This window comes from Acidimicrobiia bacterium (assembly GCA_036396535.1).
GTDB lineage: Bacteria > Actinomycetota > Acidimicrobiia > Spongiisociales > UBA5794 > DASWKR01.
The window spans coordinates 1-22465 of sequence record DASWKR010000048.1 but is presented as its reverse complement, the minus strand read 5'-3'; the positions used below and the strand labels follow the sequence as shown (position 1 = coordinate 22465).

Here is a 22465-nt window from a genome sequence, read left to right as displayed (position 1 = left end):
CCGATAGACACCCCACGGGCGCCGTTCGTTCCCGGCTCTCCGATCAGCGATTCTGGACGTGCTGGAAACCGAAGCGGCCCTTGATGCAGAGGTGGCCATTCGTGACACTGTGGTCGAGCGGCGAGGTCACCTTCACGATCTCGTTGTCCTGGACGTGCAGCTCGAGATTGCAGCCGACACCGCAGTACGGGCAGATCGTCGTGGTGATCGTCTGGCGGCCCTCGTCCCACGTCCCGTCCTGCCGCAGGTCGAACTCGGACTTGAACATGAGGGCACCGGTCGGGCAGACCCCGATGCAGTTGCCGCAGTACACGCACGAAGACTCGTTCAGCTCGATGTCGAACTCTGTGGAGATCCTGGCGTCGAAACCACGGCCGGCAACCTCGATGGCGAAGGTGTTCTGGGCGTCCTCGCCGCACGCCTCGACGCACTTGTAGCAGAGGATGCACTTGGAGTAATCCCTGATGTAGAGGTCGTCGTGGATCTTCACGGGCTGGGCGACGGTGGCCGCGGTGCTGCCGACCGGCGGCTCGTGGTGGCCGGCATGCGGTGCAGTGACGTGAGGCGCGGCCGCCGGACCGTATCGTCCCGGGTCGACGTCGTATTCGGTCATCCATGCTCGCGTCGCGTCGTCGACGAGGCTCAGGTCGACGGAAGAGGCGAGGAACTCGTACACCATCCTTCGGCTGTGCCGCACGCGGTCGGTGTCCGTTGCGATCTGCATGCCATCCTCGACAGAGCGGGAGCACGCCGGCACGAGGGTGCGCGAGCCGGCGACATCGACGACGCACACCCGGCAGGTGTTCACGGGAGTGAGGTTCTCGAGGTAGCACAACGTCGGCTGCGGCTTTCCGGCCGAGCGGAGCGCCTGGAGGATGGTGCTGCCCTCCGGAGCACGCAGCTGCTCACCATCGAGGGTGATCTCGACAAGTCGTCGCGGCGGATCGATCCTCGACTCGATCACGCCGCACCTCCGATGAGGCCGAGGCCGATCGCCGACTGGATCGCAGACCCCGCCGTGTGACCGAGCCCGCAGATCGACGCATCCTTCATCACCTGGTCGATCTGGCGCAACAGCTCGAGCTCTGTGTCGTCGCCGGTACCGCTCGACAGCCGGAAGAGCGCCTCCTCCTGACGGACGGTCCCCACCCGGCACGGCACGCATTGCCCACACGACTCGTCGCGGAAGAATCCCGCCATTCGATGGGCGATCGCCATGAAGTCGGTGGTTTCGTTGAACGGCATCACCACGCCGGACCCGAGCGACACGTTTGCAGCGCTCGTGTCCTCGAACGTGAGCGGCAGGTCGAGCACCTCGGGCGAGGCGAACGAGCCGGCGGCGCCTCCCAGGAGGATCGCCTTCACGTCGCCTACGAAACCGCCTGCCAGGTCGACGAGCCGGCGCAGCGTCGTTCCGAACGGCACCTCGTAGACCCCCGGTGTCCCGACGTGCCCGGCGAGGCAGAACAGGCGGGTGCCGGTCGATTCGGCGGTGCCGATCGCCGCGAACGCTTCCCCGCCCCCGATGACGATCGAAGGCACATTGGCCAGCGTCTCAACGTTGTTGACGACCGTCGGCTTGCCGAAGAGGCCGGCCTGGGTGGGAAATGGCGGTTTCTGGCGGGGCTCCCCCCGGTGGCCCTCGATGGAGTTGAAGAGCGCCGTCTCCTCGCCACAGATGTATGCGCCTGCGCCTCTTCGCAGTTCGACGTCGAAGGCGAATCCCGCCCCCATGACATCCTCTCCGAGCAGCCCCGCCGATCGGGCGGCTGCGATCGCCGTCTCGACTCGGTGGGTGGCCAACGGGTACTCGCCTCTGATGTAGACGAATCCCCGCACTGCGCCGGTTGCGAACCCGGCGATGGTCAACGCCTCGATGACGGCGAACGGATCGCCCTCCAGGAGCACCCTGTCCTTGAACGTGCCGGGCTCCGACTCGTCGGCGTTGCAGACCACGTACTTCGGCGTCGCCGACCCGGCCGCCACCGCCTCCCACTTCACGCCCGTCGGGAAAGCGGCCCCGCCCCTGCCTCGCAGATTCGCTGCCCTCACCTCGCCTATCACCGCGTCCGCTCCCAGCGTGATCGCTTGCGCCAGGGCGTCGTACCCTCCGGCGGACCGGTAGTCGACGAGGCTCTCGGGGTCGACGACCCCGATCCTCCGCAGGATCCGCAGCTCCCCCGGGTCCGACTCGGTTTGCGGCGTCGGCGATGGGATCGGCGGCAGCTGCGGGGACTTCTGGCCGGCCAGCGCGGCGACGATCCCCTCCGCAGTGGCCGGGGCGAGGACCGTGTCATCATCGCCGGCGAGCTGGAGCAGCGCAGCCACGGCCCGGTCACACTGCCCGAGACAGGGACTCGGCATCCAGGTGGAGTCCGGATTGGATCCGGACGGCCCGAGCTCGGTTTCCAAGAGCAGCGCGATGTCGTCGGCACCCGCCAGCTTGCAGGCGATGTCGTCGCAGAGGTGGGCGACGCGAGGAGGGCGCGGCTCCGTTGCGAACAGCGAGTAGAACGTGGCCACGCCGTACGCCTCGGCCGGCTGCACGATCAGCCGCTCGCACACGTAGTTGAGGGCGCCTGGAGAGATCCAGCCGAGAGCCGACTGAACCGAGTGGAGGACGGGGAGGAGTTGGTCACGGAGATCCTGGGACCGATGGAAGCCGCCGAAAGCAACGTGACCGTCGATCGGGCGCCTCATCCCTCCTGCCCATCCCGACTCGGGAAGCCCGAGCACGGAGTCGACCGCGGCGCGCTCCTGCGCCGTCGGGACGGCCGACATGAGCTTCAGATCTATGGCCGGCTCCCCTGATCGCGGGCACGTGCAGACTAACGGAACGCCGCCTGCGGACTCCCCCTCCCGTTCGTGCGTCCCTGCATCGCACATATGCGATCACGGGACGCCGGAGCTCTCGAGCGCTCCACCTGAGCCGTTCTGGCGTCCCGGCGTCGCAATGGTGCGATCGAGAGACGCAAGAAAGGCGGTCTCGTCGGCGAGGGCCGAGCGAATCTGCCAAACCATCACCTGCCTTCGCTCGGTGACGTCGAACCACGTGTACCTCAGGAATCGCCAACCCTGCAGCGCTGCCCTGTTCTGGCGTGACCTGTCCCGCTGGAAGTCGACGCGATCGGTGTGATAGGCCGAGCCGTCGAGCTCGATGAGAAGCCGATCCTGGGGATAGGCGAAGTCGGCGCGGCACACGAAGTCGCCGAGGGCGTCATACACCTCGTACTGCGACACCGGCATGGGCAGCCCGGATTTCGAGATGATGCCCCGGAAGCTGTCCTCCAAGGCGCTCTCGGACGCCCCGACCCAGGACAGTCGCTCGTCCAGCAGCGGTCGGATCACCCCGACCCCCCGTCGGCCGCTCCTTCCAACCCGAGCAACGAGCCGCACCGCGTCGGCGACGGTGAACAGCCCTCTGCGCACGCCTGCATCGAGCGCCCGCTCTGTCAGCCATGGCGCAGTCGCACCGATGTCGACGACGGAGCGGACGGCGGTCGTGACCGGAATACCGTTCAGCACGGTTCGATCGGAATCCTCCAGATCGAGGGACTCGTGAACCGAGAAGTCGGTCCTCCTGCGCCGCCGCCACCGTCGGACCACGACGTGGATGCGATCGCAGCTCGGTCCGATGCCCCACAGGTCTACCGCCGTCCCATGCGAGGCGACCGCCTCGGGGCCGATGGACATCGCAGCGACGACGATGTCCTTCGATCGACTCGACGGCGCGCCGCCGATGCCGTAGACGCCGGGCGCGACGGCCTCGTAGACCCCGCGCCGAACCCGCTGGAAGACGAGGCGTCCATCGATTCCTATCTCTCGAGCCTGCTCGAGGGTGAACACGCCGTGCTGACCCGCGGCGAGGTGTGCCAGTGTTGTGTCTCTGCTCATCCATCCGATCATGAGCATGGGGTGTGACAGCGACGGTTGCCCGGCGCCCCCCTTCGGTTCCGGCGTCCCCACATCGCACATACGCGACAGAGGGACGCAAGAGCGGAAGGCACCCGGCGCCCCCTCGGTTCCGGCGTCCCCACATCGCACATACGCGACAGAGGTACGCATGAACGGAACGCACCCGGCGCCCCCTCGGTTCCGGCGTCCCCACATCGCACATGCGCGACAGAGGTACGCATGAACGGATTCTCAGCGGACGGGAACGATTCGAAACACCTGGCCCTCGTAGTTGGCGACGTAGAGCTCGCCGTCCCCACCGATGCCGAACGTGTTCGGCTGGCCAACGCCGGCCAGGTCCGCGGTCCAGTCGCGCAGCGTCGTGGCCGGCCCCGCCGTGTAGTTGAGGCTGCGCACCCAGCCGTTGCACCAGTCCGCATAGAAGTAATGACCGTCCAGCTCCGCAATGGCGGCGCCGCGGTACACGTGCCCTCCAGTCACCGAGCAGCCTGATTCGTGGTCGTACTCGATCACCGGAAGCGTCAAGCCGGCCATGTCGCAGTCCGCGGGCGAAAAGCAATGCTTGCCTTCGGTGATGGGCCATCCGAAGTTGTAGCCGCCCTCGTCGATCGAGACGATGTTCACCTCTTCGTAGTCCGCCTGGCCGACGTCGGCGACGTAGAGGAGGCGCTCGACGGGGTCGATCGTGAAACGCCACGGGTTGCGCAGCCCGTAGGCCCAAACCTCGGGTGCCCCCCCGCCGTCGACGAACGGGTTGTCCGCTGGGATGGCATAGGGCTCACCCCCGTCGACATCGATCCTGATGATCGAGGCGAACACGGTGTTCGGGTCCTGTCCCTGGTTGCGGAAGTCGGCGCCGTCTCCGAGGGACACGTAGAGGTATCCGTCTGGTCCGAACAGGACGTTGCCCGCGTAGTGGCGGATGTCCGACGAGTCCGGAGGCTGCTCCCGCTCCAACAGCACGCGCTCGGTCGAGACGTCCGCTTGGTTCGGGTCGTCGCCGACGCGGTACTCGGCGAGGCGACGGTTGCCCACCGTCGTGACGTAGTAGACGAACAGCCGCCCGTTGGCCTCGTAGTCGGGATGGAACGCCAGCCCGAGCAGCCCCTGCTCGATGCCGTTCGACCCGACCCGATCCCGCAGATCGAGGAAGTGGCCTTCGAGCGGACCGCCTTCGGGATCGATGATTTCGATGGTGCCCTGCCGCTCCACGACGAAGAGCCGCAGGTCACCCGGCGGTGAAGCGACGACGGTTGGCTGATGGAATCCTTCGCCGATGAGCTCGAGGTCGAGTCCTCGGAGCGGCAGCTCGGGAAGCGCGGTGGTCGTGGACGTCGCCACCGTCGTGGACGACGCGCCAGGACCGCCACCGGTCGTGGCCGGCGGCTCGGAGGATTCGCTCGTGGTGCCGTTCGGCGGCTCGCCCGTCGTGCTGGATCCTGCGGCGTCGGGCGTCGTCTCGCTGCAGGACGCCGCCGCCATCGAGACGACGAGCACGATCGCCGCGCCGGGAAACCAGCGCGTCATCACACCGAGTCGACGCGGATGGCGGTGGCCTTGAACTCGGCGGTGCCCGACTTCGGGTCCCAGTGGTCGATCGTGAGCTGGTTCACGTCGACCTCGTCGGGGAAATGGATGGGCATGAAGGCGAGCCCGGGGCGCAGGCTGGCGTGGAAGAACGCAGGCACGTCGATGGCACCGCGCCGCGAAGACACCCGCACCATGTCGCCTTCGTCGATCCCGAGAGCCAGGCCATCTTCAGGAGACAGCTCGATGCGCCCACCCTTGCGGATCGGCGAGTCGAAGCCACCGGACTGCACGCCTGTGTTGTACGAGTCGAGGCGCCGACCGGTCGTCATGCGGATCGGGTACTCGTCGGTGAGCTCGTCGACGGGAGGCAGCCACTCCGTCGGGATGAAGGGGGCAGGATCACGCTGCATCGGGTCGTCCCACAGCCAGGCATGGAGGAACTGGCTTCCCGGGTCGTCCTCGTCGTAGCACGGCCATTGCAGCCCGCCGTTGTCCTCGAGACGGCGATACGACATGCCGGCGTGCATCGGTGACAACGAGCGCAGCTCGTCCCACGCCTCCTCTGCGGTCGGGATGCCCCAGGGGTGGCCGAGCCGGTCGGCGAGCAGGCTGAGGATCTCGATGTCGTCCTTGGCCTCGCCCGGTGGCTCGAGCGCCTTGCGCACCCGCTGCACCCTGCGCTCGCTCGACGTCACAGTGCCTTCGCTCTCGGCCCACGAGGCGGCGGAAGGGAACACCACGTCGGCCATCTCGGCGGTCTTCGTGAGGACGAGGTCCTGGACCACGAGGAAGTCGAGCCCCTCGAGCAGCCCGATCGTGTGCGACACGTCTGCCTCCGACTGGGCTGGGTTCTCGCCGATCACGTACAGCGCCCGCATGTCACCTCGCTCCATCGCCTCGAACATGAGCGAGATGTGCCACCCGGGCTCTGCCGGGACGTCGACTCCCCACAGCGCCTCGAACTTGCCGCGCGCCACCGGATCCGTGATGTCCTGGAAGCCGGGCAGCTTGTTGGGCAGGGCTCCCATGTCGCCACCGCCCTGGACGTTGTTCTGACCGCGAATCGGGACGAGCCCGGATCCGTAGCGCCCGACGTGGCCGGTGAGGAGGGCGAGGCTGATCAGCGCCAGGACGTTGTCGGTGGCGTTGTGGTGTTCGGTGATGCCGAGCGTCCAGCAGATCTGGGCGGTCGGCGCAGTGGCGTAATCGTGTGCCATTTGGCGGATGACTTCTGCCGGCACACCGGTGATCTGCTCGCCTCGCTCGAGTGTGTACGGCTCGACGGTTCGCTCGTACTCCTCGAACCCGGTCGTTGCACGCTCGATGAACGCCATGTCGGCGAGCCCCGCCGAGATGATCTCGCGCCCCACGGCGTTCGCCAGCGCGATGTCGGAGCCGACGTCGATCCCGAGCCAGGCGTCTGCCCATTCCGACGACGAGGTCCGCCGCGGGTCGATTGCGTACATCTTGGCCCCGTTGCGGACGCCCTTGATGAGGTGATGGAAGAAGATCGGGTGCGCCTCACGCGCGTTCGATCCCCACAACAGGATGACGTCTGCCGTCTCGATCTCTTCGTACGAAGAGGTACCGCCCCCCGCTCCGAGCACTGCCGCCAGACCGGCGACGGATGGAGCGTGTCAGGTGCGGTTGCAGCTGTCGATGTTGTTCGATTGGAGGACGATGCGCGAGAACTTCTGCGCCATGAAGTTCATCTCGTTCGTCGCCTTCGAGCACGAGAACATCCCGTATGTGCTGCCCTTGTGGGCCGAGAGGCCCGCCGCGGCCCTATCGAGCGCCTCGTCCCACGAGGCCTGGCGCAGCACGGCGCCGTCGCGAACGAGTGGGGTCGTCAGCCGGGTGTACTTCTTCTGCACCCTGGTCACCTCCTCCCCGAGTCTTCGCGTCGAGCTTATACCGCCCCGGGGGAACGTCCGGACTCGTCGAACATCCGGTCGACCTTGACGATCAGCCCGCCGTGGACCTTCGGCTCGAACCACGTCGACTTCGGCGGCATGACGAGCTCGGCGTCGGCGACGGCCATCACCTGGGCAGGGCTCGTCGGATGGAGTGCGAAGCACGCCGCGCCGCTTCGCCGCTCGAGCCCGCTCATACCGACAGTGCCCGGAACGTAGACGAGCCGTGGGTCGGTTCGAGGATCGGCAATGCCGAACACCGGGGCGAGCACCTCACTCTGGAGGCGCGCCACGTCGAGCTCGGCGACCGGATCGCCCAGTGCCGCGTCCGGCAGGATGAGGCGATACCACTTGGCTCCCATCCACATCGAGACGGTTCCCCGCCGCTTCGGGCGGGCCTCCTCCGCCCAGCCGATGTGGAGCTCGTCGACCTGCATCCTGGCCTCGAGCGCCGCGATCACGGACGCCTCGGAAATCCCGCCGAGATCGAGCACGCACCGGTTGTACTCGACGAGACGGATCTCGTCGTCGGGAAAGACCACGCCGACGAAGCCTGCCGACAGATCGGCCTCCTCGGCGGCGAGGCGGGCGGCAGCGGCGCAGCGGTGGTGCCCGTCCGTGATGTAGAGCCGGTCGATCTTCGCAAGGGCCTCGTCGAGCGCGGCGACGTCGCCCGGTTCGTCGACGATCCAGATCGTCTGCTGCACGTCGTCGTCCGCCAGGAAGTCGATGACGGGCGTGCCCCGCGTCAGGCGGTCGACGAGATGGGCGAGGTCCCGATCGACCCTGTAGGTGAGGGCGACAGGATTGGCGTGGGCCCCGACCTCGCGGAGGTGTACGGCGATGCGTTCCTCGGTCTCGACGCGGGTCGCCTCGTGGCGCCTCACCCGCCCGTCCGCGATGCCGGCAACTGCGATCTCTGCGACCACCCCCGTCTTCGCGACGTCGTCAGAAGCCAGTCGGTGGAGGTAGTACGCCTTCTCGGGGTGGGGGACGAAGACCCCCGAGGAGATCATCTCGTCGAGCCGGGCTCGCCCGTCCGTGATGCCTGGGACCTCGACCGTCTCGGTGCCGTCACTGTCGATGGCCGACCGCATCACGTGGAGGAAGCTGTTCGGCTTCTCTTGCGTGAGGCGCTCCCACTGCTCGCTCGTCACCGACGAGACGGGTGGCATGGCCACCTCGGCCGCCTTCTCCGGGCTGGCCAGGTAGGCGGCGAACGGACGGAACAGCGGGGTCACGTCCGGACCACGGTCACGGAAACGACCGTGTCGAGCGCCTCGACCGTGGCTGCGATGTCTTCGCCGAGCTCCCCGTCGACCCTGATCGACGCCGTTGCCGTGTGGCCGCCGGTGAACAGACGGTTCTCCATGGTCGTCACGTTGATGCCGGCGTCACGGAGGACGCCGAGAACGCCGGCCAGCACACCGACGCGGTTCACGTGTTGGACGGTGAGGACATCCCCGGCCGGCTGGTCGGCGAGGTTGACGCAGTTTCGGAGGGCGCCCCTCGTGAAAGCGGCGACGATCTCGACGACCTCGGCCGCGATCGCCCGCTGCGCCTGCTCGGTCGATGCACCGATGTGGTGCGTGCCGTACACCGACGGATGGGCGGCGAGGCGAGACGTGAAGTCCCCCTCGGAGCCCGATGGCTCGTCCCTGAAGACGTCGAGCCCCGCCCTGATGCCTCTCGTGTCCATCGCGGCGACGAGGGCCTCCTCGTCCACGACATCGCCCCGCGAGGTGTTGATGAGGATCGCCCCTTCCTTCATCGTGGCGAGGAACCTCTCGTCGACGAGACCGGCCGTCTCCTGGGTCGCCGGCACGTGGATCGAGACCACATCGGCTGTGGTGAGGAGGGCGTCGTCGTCGGAAACCAGCCCGATGCCGATCTCGCCGATGCGCCTGAGGACACCGGGAGGACGTCCCGCCTTCTGCACCGCGATGACATGCATGTCGAACGACGTCGCCCGCTTGGCGACTTCGAGGCCGATCTCCCCGACGCCGACGATTCCCAGCGTCTTGCCGGCGAGCCCCTCGGCCTTCGAGTAGCGGCCCTTGTCCCATCTGCCGGCCCGCAGGTCGGCGACGGCGTCCGGGATGCGCCGGTCTATCGCGGTGATCAGCCCCAGGACGAGCTCGGCGACGGCTATGGCGTTCCTGCCCGGCGTGTTGGCGACGAGGACTCCGGCCTGCGAGGCGGCCGGCACGTCGATCGTGTTCACTCCCGCGCCCGCTCGGATGACGAGCCGGAGCGCCTTGCCCGCATCGAAGACGGCGGCGCCCACATTGGTTCCCCTCACGACGAGGGCGGAGGCATCGCCGATCGCGCCGGCGATGTCGTCGGCGCCGAGGCCGGGCTCGTGCCGGACGGTGTGGCCGGCGCCGCGCAGCTCGGCGACGGCGCCTACGGGAAAGTTGTCGGCGATGAGGATGTCCACGACCTGGAAGCTAGCGGGCGGCTGCGGGTGGGAATGCTCGTCTGCGGGCGTCCGTTGGCTTGACCACATGGCGCCGAGCGGAGGGACATCACATGACGACGACCAGAGGGAGAGTACGCGTCGAGCCGACGGCGAAGCGGGTGAGGACCTACCTGGGAGGTCGCCTCATAGCCGATAGTGTCAACGTGAAGATGGTGTGGGAGAAGCCCTACTACCCGACGTACTACATCCCGGCATCCGACGTGAACATCGAGTTCCTGGTCGCCAGCGGTGACACGAACCGCTCACCCAGCCGCGGAGACTCCGAGGTGTACGACGTGAAGACCGACAAGGCGGAGGCTCTTGGGGCCGCCTTGTGGTACCGCCAGTCACCTATCGACGAGATCGCAGACCACGTGAGGATCGACTTCGGCCAGATGGAGTCGTGGTTCGAGGAAGACGAGCAGATCTACGTGCATCCCCGGGACCCGTACACGAGGGTCGACGTTCTCCAGTCGAGCAGGCACGTCGAGGTGTTCATCGGCGGAGAGAAGGTCGCAGACTCACGACAGCCGAAGCTCCTGTTCGAGACGGGCCTCCCGACCCGCTACTACCTCCCCAAGACCGACGTGCGCATGGACCTCTTGACAGTGACCGATCTCGAGACGTACTGCCCGTACAAGGGGATGGCCAACTACTACACGGTGGACGCCGGTGGCGAGTCCTTCGAGAACGTCGTGTGGTGGTACCGGCACCCCATCGGCGAGGCCGCCGACATCGCCGGATACGTGAGCTTCTACAACGAGCGTGTCGAGATCCACGTCGACGGCGTCCCCGAGCAACCCCCCGAGACGCCTTTCAGCTGAGTTCCCTTCCCGTTCCTGCGTCCCTCCGTCGCATCAACGGGACAGGGGGACGCCAGACCGGATGGGGGACGCCGCTCACACGGCGCGTTCGATCGAGGTCGGAGGCGCTTTCCCGAACGGTCCCCACACGCCGAGGCCGAGCCCGGCGAGAGCCATGAGGAGCGGAAGGCCGATCACGGTCAGGTTGTCGAGAGGCCAGATGCAGAACTGCTGGAGCACGAGCGCGAGGAACAGACCGAACAGCAGGCCCATGATGAGCCCGAGGACGGGTCTGCCCCGCAGCTCACCGCTCTTCTTCATCGCTGCGAGCAGCATGAGGATCAGGAAGATGGCGGCGCCGATGACTGCGGCGAGCCCGATCGGCGTGGACAGCGGGCTTCCTTCGATCTTGATGTACACGGTTGCCGAGCATGCCTCGGCGCCGCCGACGTTGTGCACGGCGCGTACCTCGTAGATCCCGACGAGGTTGTCGAGCTCGGTGCCGAGCGTGTAGTCGCCTTGCTTCTCACGCGTGTCCTGCGGATTCTCGTCGGGCCCCCAGTCGGCGATCGCCACGACGGCCGGACCGATCACCACGCCGACGCTGCCGTCGTAGTCCATGTTCTCGGCGGTGATGGCGCCCCGGTACGGGATCACCATGCCACCAGGGTTCTCAGGAAACCGGATGGCGTTGTCCTTGGTGTCGTACGTGTCGTCGTACGTGACGCCGTCGACGGTCGCCTCCCCCTCGCAGGGGCCCTCGATGCTGGCGTCGGCGTCCGCGCCGACGACGATGATCCAACCGATGACGAGGCAGGCGACGAACGCCGCCCTCACCACACGGTCAACGACAGAGGCCGAATCTGACTGCCTCACGCCCTCACCCCTTTCCCGTCTCGTGGCGAGCATACGCAGCTCACCCGTCACGGTGTGATCAATCCGTCATCGGTTCCACCACATGGGGAGTGCCGCGGCCGGCAGCCGTATCCTTGGCGACGCCATGCAGGTGCACAGCAGCGACTGGGGGCCGTTCCAGACCCCGTACGAGGCCATCGGCGGCGACGATGGAGTCCGTCGACTCGTCGAGGCGTTCTACGACACCATCGAAGCCGAGTCGCCCGGCATCCGTGCCATGCTCCCCCGCGACACGTCGACGTCACGCCAGAAGCTCTACGAGTTCCTGTCCGGGTGGCTCGGCGGCCCTCCCCTCTACGTCGAGAAGCGAGGCCACCCTCGTCTCCGGATGCGGCACCTCCCGTTCCCGATCGGCACGCCGGAGGCTCAGGAGTGGATGCGGTGCATGCGGCTGGCCATGGACGAGGCCGGGGTCGGCGAGCCGTTGCGGGCGTTCCTCGACGAGCGCCTCGAGATGAGCGCCATGCACGTCCGCAACCAGCCGGACTGATCCCGGCCATCGGGCGCCCGGGTCGATACCCTTGCGGTGTGGAGCACTCGCAGCCAGACGTGAGTCAGATTATCGACCTCGTGGTGGCGTACTTCCGCGAGCGGGGCGAGGACGTCTCGGTCGAGAACATGGTCCTCGAGCGAGACGACGGTGGCCGCCACAGCCTCGCTGCCCTCATCCAATCCCTTGCCCTCGGCTCGCCGAGCGGGTGGGCGACCGCCATCGCCGACCACTTCGCGACCCTCGACGCATCGCCCGGCATGCCGGCGTCCTGGGAGGAGGCGGCCCCTGCCGTCAGGCTCCGGATCCACACGAGTGCGGCGGCCTCAGCCACCACGGACGCCGTCAAGTGGGACGTCGACGAGGGTCTCGTCGCCGTACTGATGGTTGCAGGATCCGAGCAGCCATCCGTGGTCACCCACAGCACGCTGACGACCTGGGCGATCAAGGTCGAGATCGCCTTCGATCGGGCTCTGCGGAACACCACCGAGACGGCCGACGACGTGCGCGAGGAGACGACGACGATCGACGGGGCCGAGGTGCACGTCCTGCGGGGCGGGCCGTTCACGTCGGCGCACCTCCTCGTGCTCGACCGGAGATGGGACGAGGCGCCATACGGCGCCGCCGTTGCAATCCCCAACGAGGAGGTCGTCCTGTACCACCCGATACTCGACAGGGGAGCGATCGCCTCGACGAGGGCGCTGATCGCCGAGTCGGCACGCCTGTGGGAGGCCGGTCCCGGGGCGATCGTCCCCGATGTCTTCTGGTGGCGCCCGACGGGGCTTAACAGGATCGACGGCAGTGTCGCAGGAGGCGAGGTCGTCTTCGAGCCGTCCGGCGAGTTCGGCGCCATGCTCGATGAGCTGCCGGCAGGAGAGGACGAGGGCGGCCACGGCTGGTTCCGCAGACGCCACTGAGTCGGGCATGCAACCGGGCCGCGCCCCTCGGGGTTCTCATCGGTGGAGACCACACGAGGTGACAACGACGTGACCCCCCAAGAGCGATCGCTCACGCGCCGCATGGCGCGTGATCTCGACGCCGCCTTCCCCGACCTGGTCCGCGTAACGCAGGATCGACTCTATTCGGGGCTGCGATCGATGAGCCGCAACCACGCAGACGCCGAGGACGCCGCCCAGGAGACCTTCCTGCGAGCGTACCGGGCCCTGGCGGGGTACGACCCGGACCGGATCGAGCAGCTCGAGCTGCTCGGCTGGCTGTGGACGATCGCGCTCAACGTCGTTCGCAATCGCGCCCGGTCGGCTTCCCGAAGAGTCGCCGAGGTCGAACTGGCCGGCGACGGGGGCGACTCGAGACCGTCGGCAGAGGACGAGGCAGACGTCGCCACGGCTGAGTGGCGGCGAAGGCTCGAAGCCCTGTCGACGGAGCAGCGGACGGCCGTCGTGCTCCGGCACGTGGTCGACATGCCGTATCGCGACATCGCCGAGGCCACCGACAGGCCGATCGGAACGGTCAAGTCGGATGTCAATCGAGGGATCCACACGCTGCGCCGCATCATCGAAGAGGAGGTCGCATCACGATGAACGACATGGTCACGGCCGGGCTCGCCACGCTCAGGACGACTGCTCCCGGAGGGCTCGTCCCCCGGGTGCTGGCGGAGCTCGACCTCATCGACAGGTACACGAGGGTCGACGGGCCCATCGGCCCGATGTTCGTGGCGTTCAACCGCCGCGGCATCTCGGCGGTGGTGCCCCTCGCCGACGAAGCCGCCTTCCGCTCCCACTACGAGGAGCGGGTCGGGGGCGACGTCGTGAAGGGGGAGCTTCCCACGCTGCTCGCACGGCGTCTCAGGAAGGCCGTCGAGACCGGGCGTCTCGGGGACCTTCCGGTCGACCTCGGGGCTCTCACCGAGTTCCAGCAGGCCGTCCTCCGCAAGACGGCAGAGATCCCGGCGGGACAGGTTCGGCCGTACGGCTGGGTCGCCAGAGAGATCGGCAAGCCTGGGGCCGTCCGCGCCGTCGGCAGCGCGCTCAACAAGAACCCGGTGCCCGTCGTGATCCCCTGTCACCGGGTGAGCCGCGGCGACGGCACGATCGGCGAGTACGCCTTCGGCGAGGCGATGAAGCGCAAGCTCCTGGAGAGCGAGGGCCTCGAGCCGGGCTATGAGGAACTCGCACACCAGGGCGTCCGCTTCGTCGGTTCCGACACCACGAAGATCTACTGCTTCCCGACGTGCCGCCACGCCAGGCGGGTCATGAGCCGCCACGAGGTGCGGTTCCCCTCCCGGGAGACTGCGGAGGCGGCGGGCTATCGAGGATGCAAGGTGTGCCGCCCGGCGGCATGAGATCCGTTCCTGCGTCCCGGCATCGCACACCTGCGACACCGGGACGCAGGAACCCGTTGGACGGCCTCACCGCCGACCATTCCCTACCATCTGTGCCGTGGGTGAAGAGCTCGTCGAGTACATCCGGTCGTCGGTCATCGGCGACTCCGAGGTCGTCGCCGGCCCGTATGGGCCGAGGCGGGTCACGTACGCCGACTACACCGCGAGCGGGCGGGCGCTCTCCTTCATCGAGGACTACATCCGCGATGCCGTCCTCCCCCTGTACGCCAACACGCACACGGAGTCGTCGGGCACCGGACTGCAGACCACCCGCTTCAGGGAGGAGGCGAGGACGATCATCAAGCGTTGCGTCGGCGCCACCGACGGCCACGCGGTCATCTTCTGCGGATCGGGCTCGACGGGAGCCGTCGACAAGCTGATCGGCGTGCTCGGGATCCGGTTGCCTGCCGAGCTCTCAGACCGCTACCGACTGCTCGAGAGCATTCCGCCGGCCGAGCGCCCGGTCGTGTTCATCGGCCCGTTCGAGCACCATTCGAACGAGCTGCCATGGCGCGAGTCGATCGCCGACGTCATCACGATCGATGAGGACGCCGACGGCCATGTCGACCTGGCGCACCTCGAGCACGAACTCGTCGAGCATGCCGGCAGGCCACTCAAGATCGGATCGTTCTCGGCGGCATCCAACGTAACCGGGATCATCACGGACACGAAGGCGGTCGCATCGCTGCTCCACCGTAACGGAGCCCTCTCGTTCTGGGACTTCGCCGCCGCCGCTCCGTACGTCGACATCGACATGGACCTCCGGGGTGACGGCGATGACGCCGGGTTGGCGTACAAGGACGCCATCTTCCTCTCGCCGCACAAGCTCATCGGCGGACCCGGGACGCCGGGGGTTCTCGTCGCCCGTCGCGAGCTGTTCCGCAATCGGGTGCCGGACGTGCCGGGCGGGGGCACCGTGTCGTACGTGAACCCGTCGGAGCACCGCTACATCGACGAGATCGAGCACCGCGAGGAAGGCGGGACCCCGGAGATCATCGGTTCGATCAGGGCAGGCCTCGTCTTTCAACTGAAGGCGGCGGTGGGCACGGAGACCATCGCGGCCCGGGAGGAGGCGTTCATCGGAGCCGCCATCGACCGGTGGTCGGCCAACCCGAACGTCGAGGTCCTCGGCAACCACGACGCCGATCGGCTCTCGATCGTCTCGTTCGTGATCCGCCACCGGGACCGCTATCTGCACCACAACTTCGTCGTCGCCCTCCTCAACGACCTCTTCGGGATTCAGGCTCGCGGCGGCTGCTCCTGCGCCGGGCCGTACGGGCATCGCCTCCTCGGGATCGATATCGAGCGTTCGCACGAGTTCGAGCGGGAGATCGCCAAGGGATGCGAGGGCATCAAGCCGGGGTGGGTGCGGGTCAACTTCAACTACTTCATCTCGGACGCGGTGTTCGAGTACATCCTCGACGCCGTCGACGTCGTGGCGACAGACGGCTGGCGGCTCCTGCCGTACTACCGGTTCGAGCCGATGAGCGGGCTGTGGCGTCACCGTGATCCGCTCGCAGAGCCACCGATGAGCCTCTTCGACGTCGAGTACGGCGACGGCTCGATGGTGTACCGCCGCAAGCGCCACACCGAGGAGGAGACGGGGCTGGGCGGCTACCTCGACATGGCGCGCCGGATCGTGAAGTCGGCTGAGGAGAGTGGTCCTCCGGTGCCGTTCGGCATGCCGGACGTGAGCCCCGACTTCGAGCATCTGCGGTGGTTCCCGCTGCCGGACGAGATCGGAGCCGAGGCGTAGCCGAACGACTGCGGCAGGCTCGCGATACTCTCCAGGCGTACCTGAACCGTGCCGATACGCGCACAGGTAACGGACGGCGGGCCACGCAGCGGAACTGGACGATGGCAGTCAGAAGACTTGGTTTGATGGAGGCGTATCACGCCGTGCACCGGTTCATGGTGCACATCGGCGCCACGCCGGAACGCATCCAGGAGCCGACCGACGGGGTGGTCGAGCTGCTGGGCGGCGGGTATCTCGCCAGGGTGCGCATCGACGAGAACCCGGTGACGCAGACGGCGGTCATCGCCCTGTTGCGTGCCCTGGAGGGCTACCCCGACCTCGAGGCGTTGCTGTTCTGCCCGATGGGGTTCAGTGAGGGGGCGGTCGCCTTCGCCAACAGCAGGAAGATCGCGCTCTTCGACCTGACGATCGAGGGCGAGGTCATCGGCGTGAGCGTGCGCGCCCGGGCGATGATGCCGAGCGAGCCGCTCGGTCCGGCATTCCACGACTTCATGTTCGAGGACGATGAGCAGGAGGGTGTCTCCGCCGGGCACCCGGAGGAGACGCACACACCTCCAGAAGACGATCCGTGGCTGGCGTGCCCGAACTGCGGCACCGAGAACCACCGCAAGGCGAGATACTGCGCCTCGTGCGGGGTCGACATGGATGCCAGGGTCGTCTTGGCGCCCGTTCAGCCGGGCCCCAAGCCGCGGCCCGGCCAGGTGGTCGCAACCACCCAGGCAACGCCCGTCTCGAGGCCGACGGCGACCGGACCGACCCTCCGGTGCAGGACGTGCGGTTCGCACGACATCGAGCTCGTCCCCGCTCCTTGAGTCAACGAGCGTTTCTGGCGATCAGCAGCGGGCCGGCCACCATCGTGGCCACGCCTACCACCGAGAACGCCAGCAGCGGGACGAGCAGCCACACGCTCTCCTGGCCGGTCCCGTTCGACGGCGCCGCCACGGGTGGCGCTGCCAGCGTCCCCACATCGAACCCGGCGATGAATCCGCCCCGGGTGACGACGGCTGCCTGGGCGGCATCGAGCCCCGTGTCGGTGCGAGCGGGCAACGTTCCGTCCACCGAGATCGCCAGGTCGTAGTCGAGCTTGCCGGCGGCCTCGTCGATCACCACCTTCGTCACCCATCCGCGCTCCGGAACCCACTCCATCCCTTCGTCCGAACGCAGGTCATCGAGGAGGAGCGGCGTCGTCCGAGCGGAGACCTCGACCTCCACGCCCCGGCCGGTGCCGTGCATCAGCAGCGGCTCGGAATCCGTGAGCAGGTACAGGTCGGCCTCGGCGCGGGCGTCGCCCTGTTTTCCCATTCCGAGGATCGCCAGGGGCACCCAGGGTGAGTCGGTCGGGATGGTCACGTGGATCGGCGTGCTGTCGCCCGCGTTCTGGCCGAGTTCCTCGGCGCGATCCGCGTCGAAGCGGGCGGCCATGAAGATCGGGCTGCGGTCTGCGTAGAAGGCGAGCATGGCAGCCGCGTCATCGGGAAGGTCGTAGCCATTGTCGTTCGCCCAGTCGACGACCTCGTCGGCGCCTCCTCGCAGCACTGCGATGTCGAGGGCGTCGATCTGGGTTTCGAGGATCACTTCCGCCGTAGAGGCATCTGCTGCGCTGAGAGCGAAGAACGACCGCTCCGGCGGCGCGAACTCGAGATTGAGTCGCTGCAGCGTCCAGTCACCGCCGCGCTCCACGCTCGTCGGCACGTCCGGCAGCGGCACGATCGACCCGAACTCCTCGACGCCGGCGGCGTATTCGAACGAGGTTATGTAGTGCTCGACGCCGTCGAAGTACGCAGCCAGCGTCGTCGTGCGCAGGAGCTGAACCGTTCCGTTCTCGGCGACCAGAAAGCCACAGGCGGCGGCCGGTCCGGCACCGATCAGGAGGACGATGGCCATGGTCGAGAGCGTGGTGGCCAGGCGGCGGATCATGAGATCACTCCCTCGGTCGCGTGGCCGTCGGACGCAGAGAGTGGTCGAGCGGGTTCCCGCCCTCGTTCGTGCGTCCCTGGGTCGCACCACTGCGATGGTGGGACGCCGGAACGGATTCGATCAGGCCGGCACGAGATACATCACGGAGAGGGCAGGCAGGTATAGCTCGATCGAGTGGGAGTAGCCATGCATCGGGACCTCGTCAGGTTGGACGACCCCCTCGGTTCCCGTGCCGGCCCCTCCGAATCGCTCGGCGTTCGAGTTGAGGAGAACTCGCCACGGGTGGGCGCCTGCCACACCGATGCGGTAGCCGGAGATGTCGCCGCCCGAGAAGTGTCCGACGACGATGACGACGTTGCCGTCGAGGTCGTCACGCTCGAACGACACCACCGAGTGGGCGGCGTCTCCGACGTCGATCCAGCGGAACGACTCTGCATGGGCGTCGGCTGCGAAGAGGGGAGAAAGGGCCCGGTATGCCTCGTTGAGCGAGGTCACCCACCGCTGAAGACCCTCGTGGCGCGACCCGGGCGTGACTTCAGCCCAGTCGAGCGAACCGTCGTGCGCCCACTCCGACCACTGCCCGATCTCGCTGCCCATGAAGAGCAGCTTCTTGCCGACCATGCCGAACATGTACCCGTAGAGCGCCCTCAGGTTGGCGAAGCGCTGCCACTCGTCACCGGGCATCTTGCGAGCCATCGACCCCTTGCCGTGGACCACCTCGTCGTGGGAGAGCGGGAGCACGAAGCTCTCGGTGTTGGCGTAGATCATGCGGAACGTGAGCTGATCCTGGTGGTACGACCGGTAGAGCGGATCCCGACTGAAGTAATCGAGGGTGTCGTGCATCCACCCCATGTCCCATTTGAACCCGAATCCGAGCCCGCCGTGGTCGGGCGGCCGGGTGACGCCGGGCCACGCCGTCGACTCCTCGGCGACGGTGAAGGTCCCTGGGTGGGTCCGGTAGACCATGACGTTGAGACGGCGCAGGAACTCGATCGCCTCGAGGTGCTCGTTGCCGCCGTGATCGTTCGGGAGCCACTCACCCGGCTCCCTCGAGTAATCGAGGTACAGCATCGACGCCACCGCGTCGACCCTGATCCCGTCGATGTGATAGCGGTCGAGCCACAAGTTGGCGCTCGAGAGGAGGAAGCTCATCACCTCGGGCCTCCCGTAGTCGAACACCGCGCTGTTCCAGTCCGGGTGCCAGCCGCGCCGCCAGTCCGGGTGCTCATACAGGGCGGCGCCGTCGAACCACCCGAGACCGTGCTCGTCCGTGGCGAAGTGGGAGGGCACCCAGTCGAGGATCACCCCGATGCCCGCCTGATGGAGCCGATCGACCAGGTACATGAGGTCCTGTGGCGTCCCGAACCGCGACGTCGGCGCGAAGTACCCGGTGGTCTGGTAGCCCCACGACGGGAAGTACGGGTGTTCGGTGAGCGGCATGAACTCGACGTGGGTGAATCCGAGGTCGGTGAGGTAGCCGATGAGCGGATCCGCGATCGATCGATACGACATCGAGAGCCCGTCCGTGCCGCGCCGCCAGGACCCGAGATGCATCTCGTAGACGGACATCGGCGACGAGATGCCGTTGCGATCGCCCCGGTCGCTCATCCACGTCTGGTCGCGCCACTCGTAGTCGAGGTTCCACAGGACCGATGCCGTCTTCGGCGCCACCTCGGCCGCAAAGGCATACGGGTCTGATCTCTCGTGGACGACACCGTCCGGGCCTTGGATGGCGTACTTGTAAGTGTTGCCCTCCACGACACCCGAGACCCGGCCGGTCCAGATCCCCCCGTCGACGGGTTCGAGCGGGTCGGCCCCGGCGCTCCAGTAGTTCCAGTCGCCGATGACGCTCACGCTGAGTGCATGCGGCGCCCAGACCGCGAATCGAGCACCGTGCTCGTCGAGGTGACCGCCGAAGTGGTCGAAACCGCGGGCGAGCGTCCCCTGCGCGAAGAGATAGCGAACGGTGTCGTCTATGAGGCGACGACTCTGGGAAGGCATTTGCTCACGAGCCTGGCATGAGGTGCCGACGGCCACAACCGGCCGAGCCGTATCCTCGCGACAGTGACCGCCTACGTGACCGTCGAAGGACTCGTCACCCATCGAGCCGACCTCACCGCCGGCGATCTCGAATCGCTCGGAGGCGTCGGCGAGGATGCGGGCGAGGTCGCCGGCGGCGCAGCCGGCCGAGCGGTCGCAGTCGGCAAACTCATCGAGGCGGCCGATCCGCTCGAGCAGGCCACCCATTGCACGGTGATCTCGGCCGATGAGACCTACCGGGCATCGATCCCCCTCGCCGACCTGGTGGAGGGTGGGTGGCTGGCGTTCGCCATCGGCGACGGTCCTTTGCCGGTCGGAGGACCGTTCCGGCTCACCGTCGCCAAGGGATCGACCTTGTGCTGGAACGTGAAGAACGTCGGCACATTGCGCCTCACGTCGGGGCCCGAGCCGGACGACGTGCCCGAGAGTCCACTCCACTGAGCCCCTCCTGCCCGGAGGGCGGCCTGTCATTGCCGGAGCGGTACCCGTCCTGGAAGGTGTGATGCTCACCGCAAGGGGCGAGCAGCAAGGTGGCCGGAACCGTCCGAGCCTCGGGGTGACGCGGGAGTGCCAGTCGGGCGGCTCAACTCCGGCCGCGGCCGGCGATGCATGGGGATAGAGTGCGGGTCCGGGGCACAGCGACGTGGCGCGCCGCACCCCGCCCCGAGTCCGCCGATCCATGGAAGGATTGCCGCCATGCCCGCACGCCGGATCCGTCGACGCTCGCTCGCCGCAATCGCAGCAGCTCTCGCTGCCGTCCTCGTCGCCCCGGCGACCGGGGCCGCCACCTCCGCCAAGCCGATCGCGGCGTACATCGCCAACAACGGCTCGATCGTCGTCGCCTCGACTGCGGGGGCTGGTGAGAGGCTGCCACCGCTCGCCACGTTCTCGATCGACTCCGGGGTCGTGGTCGGTGTGGGCGCCTCCGGCCTCGAGGCGTACGACGCCAAGACGGGAGACGAGCTCTGGGACGGTGTACCCAACGTCCACCAACCGATCGTCACCGACTCGGGGCGCCGCGTCCTGTTCTGGCCGGACCCGGGAGGTGTGCGCGATCCGCAGGTGAACTCGCTTTGGATGCGCGGCCGTAACGAAAAGGTGCGCAAGGTCGTTCAGTTCTCGAACGGGCCGGGCCTCCCCGGCTACGACTCCGGGTTCGATGGCGATGGAGGGCTGCTCTCGACTTCGATCGACAACTCGGGCAACACGATCGTCCTCGGGCAAGGCAATGACGTCGACCTGTTCATCTACGACGTGTTCGCAGTCGACCGTGCGACGAAGCAGGTGACCAGGCTCACGTCCGGCAAGGAGTCGCGCTGGCCGTCGATCTCCCCGAACGGCGAGCTCGTCGTCTACCAGCGGGACGAGGAGGTGTGCGCAGGCCTGGCGTACGTGAGGGCGGCCAAGCTCATGGTCGTCAAGCCGAACGCAACGCAACGCCACCTGCTCGCCGCCGGCACCTGCGACGCCTGGTACAGCAACGCTCGTTGGATCAACAATCACGAGATCGTCGTGTACAAGACGACGTACGACGGCGCGGACTTCAAGACGAGGATCTTCAAGATCGACGTGCTCACCGGCCACAAGGAAAAGCTCGTCAACGCCAGCGACATCGTCTTCTTCAGTGCCGCCAGGGGAAGGGTGGGCTACGTCCGGGACTCCAAGGCCGGCTGGTACCTGCTCGATGTCGACAGCGGCACGAAGATCCACTTCAAGGGCTTCATCCCCCACCTCGCCGGAGACCACAACACGATCTGAGCTCACCCCACCACGCAGTCCCCCGGCGAGAGCCGGGGAATCGACGAGCGTCCCGCCAGGGACCGAGTCGAGAGGGCCCACCAGTCGCGGCAACCCGACGCCAGACACCCCCTCGGCTCGGCCTGCGGCACTTTGTTCACCCTGCTCGACCTGACCAGTGCCACACCGAGCAAGGAAAGGTCAAGCAGGGTGAATCCGCTCCCCCGCAAAGCGGGAGACTGCGTAAGAGGAGCGGGAAACAGTGTGAGGCGGCGAGAGCCCCCACGCGCAATCCCCCGGCGAGCGCCCGCCCCATACGCAATCCCCCGGCGAGCGCCGGAGGATCGACGAGCGTCCCGCCAGGGACCGAGTCGAGGGGGCCCCAACAGTGAAGACCACGCGGCGCCAGACACCCCCTCGGCTCGGCCTACGGCGCTTTGTTCACCCTGCTCGACCTGACGGGTGCCACGCCGAGCAAGGAGAGGTCAAGCAGGGTGAATCCGCTCCCCCACAAAGCGGGAGACAGCGCAAGTGAGCATCCACCGCTCGTAAGACACCCCCTCGGCTCGGCCTGCGGTGCTTTGTTCACCCTGCTCGACCTGACCAGTGCCACACCGAGCAAGGAAAGGTCGAGCAGGGTGAATCCG

Annotated in this window: 19 protein-coding genes; 9 read left to right on the top strand and 10 right to left on the bottom strand. The window is 67.5% G+C overall.

Translation table 11 applies throughout. The annotated features are described in order from the left end of the window. Positions 1 to 43: 43 nt before the first annotated feature. From VGC47_08370 to VGC47_08340, 7 genes are all read right to left on the bottom strand, one after another. Positions 44 to 964 (bottom strand): 2Fe-2S iron-sulfur cluster-binding protein, encoded by a 921-nt coding sequence (locus VGC47_08370; protein HEX9855313.1) that lies wholly within the window; start codon positions 962 to 964, stop codon positions 44 to 46. Beyond that, positions 961 to 2781: an NAD(P)H-dependent oxidoreductase subunit E gene (locus VGC47_08365; protein HEX9855312.1), complete on the bottom strand. Its 1821-nt coding sequence runs from the start codon at positions 2779 to 2781 to the stop codon at positions 961 to 963. The genes VGC47_08370 and VGC47_08365 overlap by 4 nt, the downstream gene beginning before the upstream one ends. A 111-nt stretch (positions 2782 to 2892) precedes the next feature. Then, positions 2893 to 3894 (bottom strand): type IV toxin-antitoxin system AbiEi family antitoxin domain-containing protein, encoded by a 1002-nt coding sequence (locus VGC47_08360; GenBank protein HEX9855311.1) that lies wholly within the window; start codon positions 3892 to 3894, stop codon positions 2893 to 2895. Positions 3895 to 4146: 252 nt separating this feature from the next. Beyond that, on the bottom strand, positions 4147 to 5442 hold the full coding sequence (locus VGC47_08355; protein ID HEX9855310.1) for a PQQ-dependent sugar dehydrogenase: 1296 nt from the start codon (positions 5440 to 5442) through the stop codon (positions 4147 to 4149). After that, a complete protein-coding gene (locus tag VGC47_08350; GenBank protein ID HEX9855309.1) occupies positions 5442 to 7328 on the bottom strand; it encodes a molybdopterin-dependent oxidoreductase in 1887 nt (628 codons plus the stop codon). The genes VGC47_08355 and VGC47_08350 overlap by 1 nt, the downstream gene beginning before the upstream one ends. Positions 7329 to 7354: 26 nt before the next feature. Then, the gene (locus VGC47_08345; protein ID HEX9855308.1) at positions 7355 to 8599 is read right to left on the bottom strand and encodes a DUF1015 family protein; all 1245 of its coding nucleotides are present in this window, start codon (positions 8597 to 8599) and stop codon (positions 7355 to 7357) included. Continuing rightward, entirely contained in the window at positions 8596 to 9798 is a 1203-nt protein-coding gene (locus tag VGC47_08340; GenBank protein ID HEX9855307.1) for a phosphoglycerate dehydrogenase, read from the bottom strand. Before VGC47_08340 ends, VGC47_08345 begins: the two co-directional genes overlap by 4 nt. A gap of 92 nt (positions 9799 to 9890) precedes the next feature. On the opposite strand from VGC47_08340, the gene VGC47_08335 reads away from it, so the two are divergent. After that, positions 9891 to 10643: a DUF427 domain-containing protein gene (locus VGC47_08335; GenBank protein HEX9855306.1), complete on the top strand. Its 753-nt coding sequence runs from the start codon at positions 9891 to 9893 to the stop codon at positions 10641 to 10643. A gap of 75 nt (positions 10644 to 10718) precedes the next feature. Here the strand turns inward: VGC47_08335 and VGC47_08330 are convergent, their stop codons facing one another. Next, positions 10719 to 11498, bottom strand: a complete 780-nt coding sequence (locus VGC47_08330) for a hypothetical protein (GenBank protein HEX9855305.1) — start codon at positions 11496 to 11498, stop codon at positions 10719 to 10721. A 124-nt stretch (positions 11499 to 11622) separates the two neighbouring features. On the opposite strand from VGC47_08330, the gene VGC47_08325 reads away from it, so the two are divergent. From VGC47_08325 to VGC47_08300, 6 genes are all read left to right on the top strand, one after another. Further along, positions 11623 to 12027, top strand: a complete 405-nt coding sequence (locus tag VGC47_08325; protein ID HEX9855304.1) for a group II truncated hemoglobin — start codon at positions 11623 to 11625, stop codon at positions 12025 to 12027. Between the two features lie 38 nt (positions 12028 to 12065). After that, positions 12066 to 12944 (top strand): hypothetical protein, encoded by an 879-nt coding sequence (locus VGC47_08320; GenBank protein ID HEX9855303.1) that lies wholly within the window; start codon positions 12066 to 12068, stop codon positions 12942 to 12944. 42 nt (positions 12945 to 12986) lie between these two features. Continuing rightward, positions 12987 to 13568 carry an RNA polymerase sigma factor gene (locus tag VGC47_08315; protein ID HEX9855302.1) on the top strand — a complete coding sequence of 194 codons (582 nt, stop codon included), beginning with the start codon at positions 12987 to 12989 and terminating at the stop codon, positions 13566 to 13568. Next, on the top strand, positions 13565 to 14329 hold the full coding sequence (locus tag VGC47_08310; protein ID HEX9855301.1) for a methylated-DNA--[protein]-cysteine S-methyltransferase: 765 nt from the start codon (positions 13565 to 13567) through the stop codon (positions 14327 to 14329). Before VGC47_08315 ends, VGC47_08310 begins: the two co-directional genes overlap by 4 nt. A 97-nt stretch (positions 14330 to 14426) precedes the next feature. Next, on the top strand, positions 14427 to 16124 hold the full coding sequence (locus tag VGC47_08305; protein HEX9855300.1) for an aminotransferase class V-fold PLP-dependent enzyme: 1698 nt from the start codon (positions 14427 to 14429) through the stop codon (positions 16122 to 16124). Between the two features lie 125 nt (positions 16125 to 16249). Then, a complete protein-coding gene (locus VGC47_08300) occupies positions 16250 to 16936 on the top strand; it encodes a zinc ribbon domain-containing protein (protein HEX9855299.1) in 687 nt (228 codons plus the stop codon). A gap of 1 nt (position 16937) precedes the next feature. Here the strand turns inward: VGC47_08300 and VGC47_08295 are convergent, their stop codons facing one another. Further along, positions 16938 to 18041 carry a DUF2330 domain-containing protein gene (locus VGC47_08295; protein ID HEX9855298.1) on the bottom strand — a complete coding sequence of 368 codons (1104 nt, stop codon included), beginning with the start codon at positions 18039 to 18041 and terminating at the stop codon, positions 16938 to 16940. Positions 18042 to 18161: 120 nt separating this feature from the next. Next, the gene (gene glgB, locus VGC47_08290; GenBank protein ID HEX9855297.1) at positions 18162 to 20042 is read right to left on the bottom strand and encodes a 1,4-alpha-glucan branching protein GlgB; all 1881 of its coding nucleotides are present in this window, start codon (positions 20040 to 20042) and stop codon (positions 18162 to 18164) included. A gap of 63 nt (positions 20043 to 20105) precedes the next feature. Between glgB and VGC47_08285 the strand changes: the two genes are divergently transcribed. Together VGC47_08285 and VGC47_08280 are read left to right on the top strand one after the other, a co-directional pair. After that, positions 20106 to 20522, top strand: coding sequence for a molybdopterin-dependent oxidoreductase (locus VGC47_08285; GenBank protein HEX9855296.1), 417 nt, complete (start codon positions 20106 to 20108; stop codon positions 20520 to 20522). 255 nt (positions 20523 to 20777) lie between these two features. Then, entirely contained in the window at positions 20778 to 21839 is a 1062-nt protein-coding gene (locus VGC47_08280) for a hypothetical protein (protein ID HEX9855295.1), read from the top strand. Positions 21840 to 22465 lie beyond the last annotated feature (626 nt).